Below are 11,781 nucleotides of genomic sequence, written 5' to 3'. Positions count from 1 at the left end.
TGCTCAGTTGTCGTCTGCGACCGCCATGACGAGGTGCGACACGGGTTCGAGTCCGCCGGTGACCTCGATGCGGTAGAGCCCGGGGCGGGGCAGTGCGCACTGTCCCGTCATGGTCTCCGGGTCGGCGCGGTCGGGCTTGAGGGTGGTGGGGGCCGAGACGTCGGCGCCGGTGACCTCCTCCACGGTGCAGTGCACCTCGGACGGATCGTCGGCGCCGGTGAGGCGGATGGTGAACGGCTCTCCCGGCCGGGCGGCCTCGGGGGCGTCGAGGCCGAACTCCCCGCCGCCGAGAACGGCACCGCGCTCGCCGGGATCGCGTAGACCGCTCAGTGCGGAGACCGCCATCGTCCGGACCTGCTTGGAGGACATCAGTGACCCGTGCTTGCGGGCGACGGGGATCTCCGTCGCGTCTCCGGTCGCGGCCGCGTGGCGGAAGACCGTGCCGTCACCCATCCCGTCCTCGGTGACCGCCCGCCCCTGGCCGTCATAGCGGAGCTCACCGTCCGGCCGCCGACCGGGGAGAAGGCGGGCGGTGGCGGCACGTCCATTGTCGATCCGCAGGCTCAGGGGTGTGGGCTGCGCGACCCCCACGACCATGCTGTGGCCGCGCAGCTCGGTGTCGGCGGTCGCGGCCTGCCATGCCTGGGTGTCCCGTACGAGGTCGGCGTCGCCGCCGAGTCCCGTGATGTCGGAGACCGTCAGCCGCCGGGTGTCGTCCCCGTCCCAGACACAGCGGTAGGAGGGGAGGAGGTCGTACAGACCGGGCATCGTACGGCCGGCTTCCCGCAGCGCCTTCTTCGGCAGCCAAGGAGCGCCCGCCTTGCCGCTGGCGAGCACGACGGCGGACTTGACGGAGCCGTGGAAGGGCGTGCCCGCCGTCAGCACGGCCCGTACGTTGTCGGCGGCGCCGGAGATCCGGAACAGTTCGCGGACCAGCAGTCCGCCCATGGAGTGGGCGACGAACAGGAGTTGGGCCGGGCGGTCCTCACCCGTGCTCCTCATGTGGTCCGCATGAGCCCGATGGGAGCGCCAGCGCTCCAGGTGGCGATGGGCGGCGACCGCGAGGAGGTTGGCGTTGTGCCGTACGGACAGGCGCCAGTCGTAGGGGAACGGGACGACGGCGTGCGGATGAACGGCGTACTTGCGAAGGTCGCCGAGCAGCTGGCTGTACGGTTCGAGGCCACCGAGATCGGGCAGCCACTCATGGACCGAGAGCAGCCCTCCTGGTTTGATCCGCCCGGTCCGCCCAGCGCGTTCGTCCTCGGTCACCGCCAGCGAGCGGAGCCGGTCGGCGTGCATCCGCGCGGTGTACTTGAACAGATGGGGCGCGCCCCAAAGGAGCTTCCGACTCTCCGAGTCGATCAACTCGCTGCCCATGATCCCGGGCACGACCACCACCGCGTCGTGCAGACGTCGCCTCGGGGCCATACGTGTCATTCGATCCACAAAGCCGGTCACCCGCTCATTATGCCGACGGCTCGGCGGGTGCGATCTACGCTTCCCCGAAAAGGGGCTCCGTCCTCATTGCCAGACGGCGAGATTGGGCGCACCGGGCGCGCACCAATGACGCGAGTCACAGGTTCGGGGTGAATCGTCGCGGTCCGAAGATCTCGCCGTTGCCGGTAATGGACGCCCAGCGGGCTGTGCTTGAGGGGCGGGTCTGTCTCCGTTCGACGACGACTCAGGCCCTGCCTCTGCGGGTCCGGATCGTGCTGGCGTGTGCCGCGGGACACGCAACCAGCACATCTCGCGGACCGCTGGGAGTCAGTATCGCTCACGAGATCATCGTCACGGCCGATCTCCCGCTGTGAGCGACCAGGCGTGACGAGGGTTCAGCACGAGCGTCATCTGAGCGTCGAAAGTGCGAAAACGGCTCCGGGCCAAGACACGGCGGGTCACCGTCTGTGCCTCAAGACCGCACCTCGGAGCGCACAGGGAGGATGGTTCCCCGCTATATATGTCCTGTGCCGTGGAAGACAGGTCGAGGCAACCCCCGGGCTGGCGAACTCGCAGGTCAGCGACCCTTTTCGGTCGGCTCCAGAACCGCCACGCACTCCACGTGCGAGGTCATCGGAAAAATGTCGGCCTGGGAGTGTCCCGGAAAGGACCAGGTCAGAGCCCAATTCCCGGATCTCGTTGCCGCCTGCGGGCGACCACAGCGTCAAACGAGCGTCATGACGAGCAGTCCGTTCCTCCTCCGTGCGGAATTAGGCTGCCCCCAGGACCGAGCTGCCCGCGCCTCGCCGGAGGGAGTCACCCAGGCAGCTCAGCTCGTGACGTTTCTGACGCGGCGCCGGCGAACGTCGTCCACCGTCACGCGACAGGCGGGTTGGCCACTGCGGACACGGGGGACGGCCCGGCCGCTGTCCGGGAATTGCCGCGCCGTCCCCCGTGAATCAGTGGGACTCGGCCAGCCCCAGCGCCACGTCGACGATCATGTCTTCCTGGCCGCCGACGAGGCCGCGCTTACCGACCTCCACGAGGATGGAGCGCACGTCGACGCCGTAGCGCTCGGCCGCGGTCTCGGCGTGACGCAGGAAGGAACCGTAGACGCCGGCGTAGCCGAGGGTGAGGGTCTCGCGGTCGACGCGCACCGGGCGGTCTTGCAGCGGTCGCACCAGGTCGTCGGCGGCGTCCTGGAGCCCGAAGAGGTCGCAGCCGTGGGCCCAGCCGTTGAGGTCGGCCACGGCGATGAACGCCTCCAGCGGGGTGTTGCCCGCGCCCGCGCCCTGGCCCGCCAGCGAGGCGTCGACCCGGGTGACGCCCTCCTCCACCGCGGTCATCGAGTTGGCGACCGAGAGGGACAGGTTCTCGTGGGCATGGACACCGATCTCGGTCGCCGGGTCGAGGACGTCCCGGTAGGCGCGGATGCGGTCGCGGATGCCGTCCATCATCAGACGGCCGCCGGAGTCGGTGACGTAGACGCAGTGCGCGCCGTACGACTCCATGAGCCTGGCCTGCCCGGCGAGCGTCCTGGCGTCGGTCATGTGGCTCATCATCAGGAAGCCGGACACGTCCATGCCCAGCTCGCGGGCGGTGGCGATGTGCTGCGCGGAGACGTCGGCCTCGGTGCAGTGGGTGGCCACACGCACCGAGCGGACGCCGAGCGCGTACGCCCGCTTGAGCTCCTCGATGGTGCCGATGCCGGGCAGCAGCAGCGTGGTGAGGCGGGCGTTCTCGATGTGGGCGGCGGCGGTCTCGATCCACTCCCAGTCGGTGTGGCTGCCCGGACCGTAGTTGAGGGAACCGCCGGCGAGGCCGTCGCCGTGCGAGACCTCGATGCCGTCGACGCCCGCGGCGTCGAGCGCGGCCACGATCCGGCCGAGCTGCTCCGGCTCGATGCGGTGGCGGATGGCGTGCATGCCGTCCCGCAGAGTGACGTCCTGGATGAAGAGCCTGTCGACAGTCATGCGTCCGCTCCCTGGAGTTCGCTGCTGTGTGCGGCCATGGACTCGGCCATGCGGACGGCCGCGCTGGTCATGATGTCGAGGTTGCCGGCGTAGGCCGGCAGGTAGTGGGCGGCGCCCTCGACCTCGAGGAAGACCGACACCTGGTGGGTGACCGGGTCCGGGGTGAGGGTGTGCACCGGCTGGTCGGCGGGGACCGGGGTGATCTGCACCTGTCGCTTGAGCCGGTATCCGGGCACGTACGCCGACACCTGCTCGACCATCGCGGCGATGGAGGCGCGGATCGCGTCGTGCGTGTCCTCGCCTGGCGCGTTCACCAGGGCGAGCACGGTGTCCCGCATGATCAGCGGGGGCTCGGCCGGGTTGAGGATGATGACGGCCTTGCCACGCCCCGCGCCGCCGACGTTCTCGATGGCGTGGCTCGTGGTCTCGGTGAATTCGTCGATGTTGGCGCGGGTACCGGGGCCCGCGCTCTTCGACGCGATGGACGCGACGATCTCCGCATACGGCACCGGAGTCACCTGGGAGATCGCGGCAACGACAGGGATCGTGGCCTGACCGCCGCAGGTGACCATGTTGACGTTGTCCGCTGCGACGTGTTCGGCGAGGTTGACCGCAGGGATCACCATCGGGCCGATCGCGGCCGGTGTCAGGTCGACGAGCTGCTTGCCGTGCGGGGCGAGGACGGCGGCGTTGGCCACATGGGCCCTGGCGGACGTGGCATCGAAGACGATCTTCATGTCCTCGAAGCCGTCCATGCGGACCAGGCCCTCGACGCCCTCGGCCGTGACCGGGACGCCGAGCCGCCGGGCGCGGGCGAGCCCGTCGGAGGCGGGGTCGATGCCGACCATCGCGCCCACCTCCAGGGTGTCGGACAGGCGCAGCACCTTGATCATCAGGTCGGTGCCGATGTTGCCCGAGCCGATGATGGCCACCTTGGTCTTCATGCGGAGGTTCCTTCGTCGGAGTCGGAGAGCGCGTCGCCCGCGGGGGACGCGGGGAAGCTGACGGAGACGGCCCCGAGGCCGCTGATCTCGGCGGTGAACGTGTCACCGGGCTCGGCGACGACCATCGGGCCGAGGGCGCCGGAGAGCACGACCTGGCCCGCGCGCAGCGGGTCGCCGACCTCGCGTGCGGTCCGCGCCAGCCAGGCGAGCGCGGTCAGCGGGTCGCCGAGGCAGGCCGCGCCGTCACCGCTGGAGACGGTCTCGTGGCCCCGGGTGAGCGTCATGGCGGCGGTCACCGGCTCGAACTCGGCCAGGGTCTTCGTCGCCGACCCGAGCACGTACAGGGCGCTGGAGCCGTTGTCGGCGACGGTGTCGCCGAAGGTGATGTCCCAGCCGGCGATCCGGCTGTCGACGATCTCCAGGGCCGGGACGGCGTACGCCACGGCGTCCCTGATCTGCTCCGCGTCCAGGGGGCCCTCGGCGAGGTCCGCGCCGAGCACGAACGCGATCTCGGCCTCGACCTTCGGCTGGAGCAGCCGTCCGGTCGGCGCCAGGGTGCCGTCGGCGACCTGCATGTCGTCGAAGAGGACACCGAAGTCAGGCTGCTCCACGCCGAGTTGGGCCTGTACGGCGGGCGAGGTGAGGCCGATCTTGCGGCCCGTGACGCGCGCGCCGTTCTCCACATGGCGTGCGGTGAGCAGCTCCTGGACGGCGTACGCCGCCCTCACGTCGTCGCTGCCGATCAGGTCGCGGACCGGGGAGCAGGGCACACGGTCGGCGGCGGCTGCCAACAGGCGCTGAGCTGCCTTCGCTACGGCGTCGCCACCACGGGGGGTCTCGTTCATGCCCTCAGCTTGGTGACTCGGGGCGCGCGACGCCCAGGAAAAAGTTCCGCGAGACGGAACACGGGCCTGTTCGTCGTGCAACCCCAGGGGAATCGGTACCGCAAGAGCCCGCCGGGGCAACCCCAGAGGCATCAGTGCCGCAAGAGCCCGCCGCGCGGCAACCCCAGGTGTCAGTGCCGCAGGAGTTCCTCGCGTCGGGCGAGGGTGGCGGTGATGCCGCCCGCCGCCGCCCGGATGCTGTTGGCGTGCCGAGCGGGCAGGAAGCGGTGCACGGGGCCGGTCACGCTGACGGCGCCCAGAATCTCGTCCGACGGGCCGAAGATCCCGGACGCGACGCAGACGATGCCGACCGCCGACTCCTCGTACTCGAACGCGACGCCCTTCGCGGCGACGTCGGACAGCTGGCGCGTGAGGACGTCGACGTTGGTGATGGTGCGGGGGGCACGGCGTTCCAGCGGTCCGCGCAGCACCGACTCACGGACGTCGGCGGGGGCGTGGGCGAGGAGGACCTTGCCCAGGGCGGTGGAGTGCAACGGCATACGCCCACCGAGCCGGGACGGGGAGTCGGCCTGCTGGTGCCCGCCCATCTTCGCCACGTAGACCACCTCGGTGCCCTCGCGGATGCCCAGGTGGACCAGTTCGTGTGTGCGCACGTACAGGTCCTCCAGGAACGGGGTCGCCACCTCCAGCAGGCCACGCTCCACCGAGGCGCGCATCCCCAGTTCGAAGACCAGGCTGGACAGACGGTAACGGCCCGCTACCCGGTCGAGCAGGCGCGCGGCCATCAGATCGCCGAGCATGCGATGCAAAGTGCCCTTGGGCAGCCCCGTACGACGCTGCAACTCGGCGAAGCCGAGGGTGGTGTCCTCGACGCTGAACGCCTGCAGCACGGCGAGTGCCTTGCTCAGCACACCGCTCGGTGCAGCCTCGCCCACACCTGCCTCCGCTTCTCGCTGGCGCACGTGTCCCTGCAGGTGACAGCCTGCCCATGTGATCCGATTCTACGGCGATCGAATCCCACGGACCGGGTCGGCGCCGCGAAGTCGGGGCGCGCACCCGACATGATGCCGGGCCTCCCGGTCAGGGTTTGCCGGCCCCGGCTGTCCCGTCCGCCCCCTGGAGGGCTCGGCACACCTGATGGTTCAGGGCGTCGGCCAGCATGCCGGACAGGGCGTGGAAGTCCCAGTCGTCGCCGGCCGCCATCGCGATGAACAAGCCGTCGGAGGTAGCGAGGGTGAACTGCGCCAGCCGACGGGAAAGCTCCGGGTCGCGCGCGCCCACCTCGTCGGGGAGCAGGACGGACCACCACCGCGCCAGCGTGTCGAGCATCCGCCGCCTGATGGCCAGGAAGGTCTGGCGGGCCGCGGAGTCGGCCATGCGGCGCTCCAGCGACAGCAGCAGACCGAGCCGCCAGAAGCCGTGGCTGAAGTCGTCCGCGGTCAGTCTCTCCCGCAGGAAGTCGTCCAGCCGGCGCTGGGACCGCGGACCCGACTCTCTCGACCACCCGGTCTGCCGCGCCCACTCCTCGAAGCTCTGCTCGATGAGCGCCGCGAAGAGGCTGTCCTTGTTCTCGAAGTGCCAGTACACCGACCCCGAGGGCAGCCCCGACCGCTTGCTGACCAGCGCGATCGTGGTGCCTTCGTAACCGCGCTCGGCCGCGAGTTCGAGCGTCGCCTCCAGGATGCGGCGACGGGACTCTTCGGTCTGCCGGTGCTGTACGCCGGCCTTCTTTGCCATGACCTCTTGCTATCACACGTCTACCGGGCTACCGTTCCCGGCAAATCTCTAGAATGTTGATTCTAGATTAAGCGATCAGTCACCCCTCGATCGGCAGGTCACCGTGATCCAGTCCCTCGCCTACCTCGGCATAACCACCCCCTCCTACGAGCGGTGGGCCACCTTCGGTCCCGACATCCTGGGCCTCGAACTCGCACCACGGCGCGACGACGGCACCGTCCTGCTGCGCATGGACGACGCCGCCTGGCGGCTCGCGCTGCACCCGGGCGAGAAGGACGACGTCGCCTACATCGGGTGGAACGTCCCCGACGAACGCACCGCCCGCGCCATGGCGAAGAGCCTGGCCGACGACGGTGTGCAGGTCACCGACGGCACGCCCGAACTGGCCCGTGCACGGGCGGTGGAGAACCTGCTGTGGTTCACCGACCCCTTCGGCCTGCGCCACGAGCTGTCCTGGGGCCGCGACTACTACCCGTCCACGTTCCGGCCCGGCCGAGCGCTGAGCGGCTTCAAGACCGGCGAGCAGGGCATGGGCCACATCGTGCTGCTGGTCCCCGACCTGGCGCAGGCCGACGCCTTCTTCAGCGGCGTCCTCGGCTTCAAGCTGTCCGACCGCATCGTCATCGACGGCCAGGTGCAGATCCGCTTCTACCACGTCAACGGACGCCACCACACGCTCGCCATCGGCGAGGTCCCCGGGGTGACCGGCCTGCAGCACCTGATGCTGGAGGTCAACGACATCGACGACGTCGGCACCGCGCTGGACCTGTGCGAGCGCGACGAGGTGCCGCTGGCCCTCACCCTGGGCCGGCACGTCAACGACCTGATGACGTCCTTCTACCTCCACACCCCCGCCGCGTTCCAGATCGAGTACGGCTGGGGCGGCATCGCCGTGGACGACCTCTCCTGGGAATCGCGCACCTTCGACCGCTTCAGCATCTGGGGCCACCACCAGCCCGAGGCCTCCAAGCAACTGCCGCCCGCCCTCATCACCCGCGTCCAGCAGGCGTGAGCGCCCTGTGCAGCACGCCGTACAGGAACGACAGAAAGAGCCCGCGGTGACACTCGTCGACCACCACGACCCTGCCACCTTCCGCAGAGTCCTGGGGCACTACCCCACCGGAGTCGCGGTCATCACCGCAATGACCCCGGAAGGTCCCGTCGGCATGGCGGTCGGCACCTTCACCTCCATCTCGCTCGACCCGCCACTGGTCGGGTTCTTCCCCGACCGCAACTCCTCGACCTGGGCGCGCATCCGCACCGCGGGGGCCTTCTGCGCCAACATCCTCGGCGAGGACCACGAGGCCGTCTGCCGCGTCTTCGCGTCCCGGGACGTCGACCGCTTCGCCGCCGTCGACTGGGTGCCGGGCCCGACCGGCTCACCGGTCCTCACCGACGCCATCGCCTGGGCCGACTGCCGACTCGCCGACGACCACCCCGTCGGCGACCACGACCTCGTGGTCGGGCACGTCACGGGACTCGCCCTGCGCCCCGGCGAACAGGCGCAGCGCCCGCTCGTCTTCCACCGCGGCCGGTACGGAACCTCCACCACCGCGACCGCCGCCCTCTCGTCCCTGCCCCTGGAAGGAGCCTGGCTGTGACAGCCGCCGCCCTCACCGAGGAAAACACGAGCCGTACCGTCACCACCAAGGACTGGACGCTGCACTACAACGAGGCAGGCCAGGGCCACCCCGTGGTCTTCCTGCACGGCAGCGGTCCCGGCGCCACCGGCTGGAGCAACTTCTCCGCCAACATTCCCGCGCTCGCGGAGCGTTACCGGGTACTTGCCGTCGACATGCCGGGCTGGGGCCGGTCCGACACCGTCGAAGGAGGCGAGCGCGACCACACCGCCACCGCGATCCAGTTCCTCGACGAACTCGGCATCGAGAAGGCCGCCTTCGTGGGCAACTCCATGGGCGGCATGACCGCCCTGCGCCTGGCCGCCCTGCACCCCGACCGCGTCTCGCACCTCGTCACCATGGGCGCGCCCGCGGGGAAGGGCGGTCCCGGTCTCTTCGGCCCCGGCGACGGCCCCAGCGAGGGGCTGAAGGTCCTCGTCCGCGGCTACGCGGACCCCACGGAAGCCACCATGGCCGAACTGGTCGACGTCATGACCTTCCACAGCGGCCCCGACCGCGAGGAACTCGCCCGCGCCCGGGCCGCAGCCTCGCAGGCCCGCCCCGACCACCTGAAGAACTTCCTGGAGCACCTGCAGCGGACGCATCAGGTCGGCACCGCCGCCACCGACAGCGAGATCGCGGCCATCTCCGCGCCCGCGCTGCTCATCCACGGCCGTGACGACCGTGTCGTCCACTTCGAGAACTCGCTGCGTCTGGTGTCGAGGATTCGTGACTCGCGCCTGGTGCTCCTCAACCGCTGTGGTCACTGGGCCCAGTTGGAGCACGCTTCCGAGTTCAACCGGCTGGTCGCCGACTTCATCGCCCAGCACTGACCACCGACCCGCTGGTCCCACTGCCCCACTTGCCCCTCAAGGACGAGGTTCACTTTCATGCACGAGGTAACCGAGCGCGTCGAGAAGCTCGCCGCGCAGTTCGAACAGCAGGCCGTCAAGGACGACGAAGCAGGACGGCTCACCGACGAGACCGCCGCGATGATGCGCTCCGCCGGAGTCGTCCGGCTGCTGCAGCCCCGCGAGTTCGGCGGCTACGAGGCCACACCCGGCGAGTTCTACCGCACCGTGATGGCGCTCGCGGCCCGCAACCCCGCCGCGGGCTGGGTGGGCGGCGTCGTCGGTATCCACCCCTGGGAACTGGCCCTCGCCGACCGGAAACTCCAGCAGGAGCTGTGGGGCGAGCGCGGGGAGAACGCCGACACCTGGGTCTCCTCCCCCTACGCGCCCAACGGCCGCGCCCGCAGGGTCGAGGGCGGTTACCTGTTCTCCGGACGCTGGCCCTTCGCCTCGGGCAGCGACCACTGTGACTGGGCCGTCCTGGGCGGCATCGTCACCGACGACGACGGCAACATCCCCATGCCGCCGGACATGCGGCATTTCGTCCTGCCCCGCGCCGACTACGAGATCCAGCAGGACAGCTGGGACGTGATCGGCCTCGCGGGCACCGGCAGCAAGGACATCATCGTCCGCGACGCCTTCGTCCCCGAACACCGCACCCTCGACGCGCACGAAGTGAGCGAAGGCATCCTCGCCGAACGCAACCGGCCCGGAAACCCCCTGTATGCGATGCCGTTCGGCGTGATGTTCTCCAGCGCCATCAGCGCCTCCACCCTCGGTATCGCCGAAGGCGCCCTCGCCGCCTTCCTCGCCTACACCCGCCAGCGCGTCACCATCGTCGGGAGCCGGGCCGCCGAGGACCCGCACCAGTTGTCCAGCCTGGGCGAGGCAGCCGCCGACCTGGACGCCAGCCGCACCCACCTGCTGGCCACCATGGACCGCATGTACGACGACGTCCTCGCCGGCAAGACCCCCACCGTCGAGGCCCGCGCCGAGGCACGCCGCAACCAGGTCCGCGCCTCCCGCCGCGCCACCGACGCCGTGGACGAGCTCTTCCGCCGGGCCGGCGGCGGCTCGCTCCGCCGCGACCAGCCCTTCCAGCGCTACTGGCGCGACGTCCACGCCGCGATGAACCACCTGTGCAACGTCGCCGACAGCATCTACGAGGGCTGGTCCCGGGACCAGTTCGGCCTGCCGGCCGGAATGCGCGTCCTCGTCTGATCCCCACCCCCAAGACGCCCCCGCCGCGACCGACCGCACCGGCAGCAGCGGGAGCCCGCGCAACGACCCCGGTCCTCACCCCTGCCCGGGGTCGTTGCCATCTCCCCACTCAGGCCAGAACGGATGCCATTTCCGCGTGGAGACGTGCCCCGGCAAGGCCCGCACCGCAGGGCGGTGTAATCACTCCGAGCCGGATCCCTCCAATGCACAGCGCCCGCTTCCACGAAGGAATATCTCTCGCGGGAGGTGGCCGAGGGCCTCCTCTTGCCGTACCGGGAGAAGTTCCGGCGACGTCTGCTGGAATCGCCGTACGCGTCGCAGGGCCGCCCGGAGATTATGGAGTTGCCGCTCCGCGGTGCCCGGTCTGCGCCTACGCCCCGGTTCCAGCCTGACCTGAGCGGGGTGAGTGAGGCCCGGGCGCGGGCGCCCGTCCCTCACGTCGTCGAATGTCAGGAAACGGGGAACCAGGCCGATAGGCGCTTGGCAATGACCGGTACATCGACCTTGTCCTGCGCGACTTCCTCGACGAACGGGCCGGCAATGGAGACGGGCGGCGGAAGGGTACTGGCACTGACGCCATTGAGCCGCAGGAAGACGCGCATGGCAAGCCAGGCGGTGCGCTTGTTGCCATCGATCAGCGCGTGATTGCGGGCAACGGAGTGCAGCAGCGCCGCCGCCTTCTCGTGCAGCATGGGATACAGCTCAGCCCCGAACACGTTGGTCCGGGGCCGCTCAATAGCTGACACCAAAAGTCCCATGTCACGCACGCTGTGCTCGGTACCGTTGACCGTGCGAGCGATGGCCAGAATCTCGTCGATCTGGATGTAGCGCACTTCGGTCACTTCAGGTAGTCCAGGATTTCCGCATCGCTGTCCATGAGCTCGGCCAGGACGTCATCGACCTTCAGCTCGGCCCGATTCTGGGCGTCACGGATGGCCTCAATGGCAAGTTCCTGCTTGCTGCGGTGTTCCCGACGAGCACGCTCGGTAAGCTTTGCATCAAGGTCATCGGGGAGTCGGAGTGTCATCGCCATACAGCGATGATACCTGACTGGTATCTAGGTGGCGAGGTGATACCAGCCACTCAGGTCCTCGGACTACGGCTTCACGTTCTGTGACTTGGACGGGCCGCGCTCTCAGCTGCAACGAGCCTGG

Annotated in this window: 12 protein-coding genes; 4 read left to right on the top strand and 8 right to left on the bottom strand. The window is 69.7% G+C overall.

Features of this window, described 5'->3' with window-relative positions; translation table 11 throughout:
* Positions 1-3: 3 nt before the first annotated feature.
* From ACWGKQ_RS21520 to ACWGKQ_RS21495, 6 genes are all read right to left on the bottom strand, one after another.
* Positions 4-1,428, bottom strand: coding sequence for a lipase/acyltransferase domain-containing protein (locus tag ACWGKQ_RS21520; RefSeq protein WP_393842035.1), 1,425 nt, complete (start codon positions 1,426-1,428; stop codon positions 4-6).
* A 968-nt stretch (positions 1,429-2,396) separates the two neighbouring features.
* Entirely contained in the window at positions 2,397-3,410 is a 1,014-nt protein-coding gene (gene dmpG, locus ACWGKQ_RS21515; protein ID WP_453293534.1) for a 4-hydroxy-2-oxovalerate aldolase, read from the bottom strand.
* Positions 3,407-4,354 carry an acetaldehyde dehydrogenase (acetylating) gene (locus tag ACWGKQ_RS21510; protein ID WP_453293533.1) on the bottom strand — a complete coding sequence of 316 codons (948 nt, stop codon included), beginning with the start codon at positions 4,352-4,354 and terminating at the stop codon, positions 3,407-3,409. Before ACWGKQ_RS21510 ends, dmpG begins: the two co-directional genes overlap by 4 nt.
* Positions 4,351-5,199 (bottom strand): 2-keto-4-pentenoate hydratase, encoded by an 849-nt coding sequence (locus ACWGKQ_RS21505; protein WP_453293532.1) that lies wholly within the window; start codon positions 5,197-5,199, stop codon positions 4,351-4,353. The genes ACWGKQ_RS21510 and ACWGKQ_RS21505 overlap by 4 nt, the downstream gene beginning before the upstream one ends.
* 170 nt (positions 5,200-5,369) lie before the next feature.
* Complete coding sequence (locus tag ACWGKQ_RS21500) at positions 5,370-6,134, bottom strand: IclR family transcriptional regulator (RefSeq protein WP_453293531.1); 765 nt, start codon at positions 6,132-6,134, stop codon at positions 5,370-5,372.
* 145 nt (positions 6,135-6,279) lie between these two features.
* Positions 6,280-6,936 carry a TetR/AcrR family transcriptional regulator gene (locus ACWGKQ_RS21495; protein ID WP_453293530.1) on the bottom strand — a complete coding sequence of 219 codons (657 nt, stop codon included), beginning with the start codon at positions 6,934-6,936 and terminating at the stop codon, positions 6,280-6,282.
* 103 nt (positions 6,937-7,039) lie between these two features.
* Between ACWGKQ_RS21495 and ACWGKQ_RS21490 the strand changes: the two genes are divergently transcribed.
* The 4 genes from ACWGKQ_RS21490 to ACWGKQ_RS21475 are packed head-to-tail and all read left to right on the top strand — an operon-like array spanning position 7,040 to position 10,627.
* On the top strand, positions 7,040-7,948 hold the full coding sequence (locus tag ACWGKQ_RS21490; RefSeq protein WP_453293529.1) for a VOC family protein: 909 nt from the start codon (positions 7,040-7,042) through the stop codon (positions 7,946-7,948).
* 46 nt (positions 7,949-7,994) lie between these two features.
* Positions 7,995-8,537, top strand: coding sequence for a flavin reductase family protein (locus tag ACWGKQ_RS21485; protein WP_453293528.1), 543 nt, complete (start codon positions 7,995-7,997; stop codon positions 8,535-8,537).
* Positions 8,534-9,388, top strand: a complete 855-nt coding sequence (locus ACWGKQ_RS21480) for an alpha/beta fold hydrolase (RefSeq protein WP_453293527.1) — start codon at positions 8,534-8,536, stop codon at positions 9,386-9,388. Before ACWGKQ_RS21485 ends, ACWGKQ_RS21480 begins: the two co-directional genes overlap by 4 nt.
* Before the next feature lie 57 nt (positions 9,389-9,445).
* A complete protein-coding gene (locus tag ACWGKQ_RS21475) occupies positions 9,446-10,627 on the top strand; it encodes an acyl-CoA dehydrogenase family protein (RefSeq protein WP_453293526.1) in 1,182 nt (393 codons plus the stop codon).
* A 449-nt stretch (positions 10,628-11,076) separates the two neighbouring features.
* On the opposite strand, the gene ACWGKQ_RS21470 is transcribed toward ACWGKQ_RS21475, so the two are convergent.
* Both ACWGKQ_RS21470 and ACWGKQ_RS21465 read right to left on the bottom strand, forming a co-directional pair.
* Complete coding sequence (locus ACWGKQ_RS21470; RefSeq protein WP_453293525.1) at positions 11,077-11,469, bottom strand: type II toxin-antitoxin system death-on-curing family toxin; 393 nt, start codon at positions 11,467-11,469, stop codon at positions 11,077-11,079.
* Complete coding sequence (locus ACWGKQ_RS21465; RefSeq protein WP_266629546.1) at positions 11,466-11,660, bottom strand: ribbon-helix-helix protein, CopG family; 195 nt, start codon at positions 11,658-11,660, stop codon at positions 11,466-11,468. The genes ACWGKQ_RS21470 and ACWGKQ_RS21465 overlap by 4 nt, the downstream gene beginning before the upstream one ends.
* Positions 11,661-11,781: the final 121 nt, after the last annotated feature.

The sequence above is a fragment of the Streptomyces sp. NPDC054770 genome, from assembly GCF_053611985.1.
The sequence above is the reverse complement of the archived record's forward strand: the minus strand, read 5'-3'. Positions and strand labels throughout refer to the sequence as shown.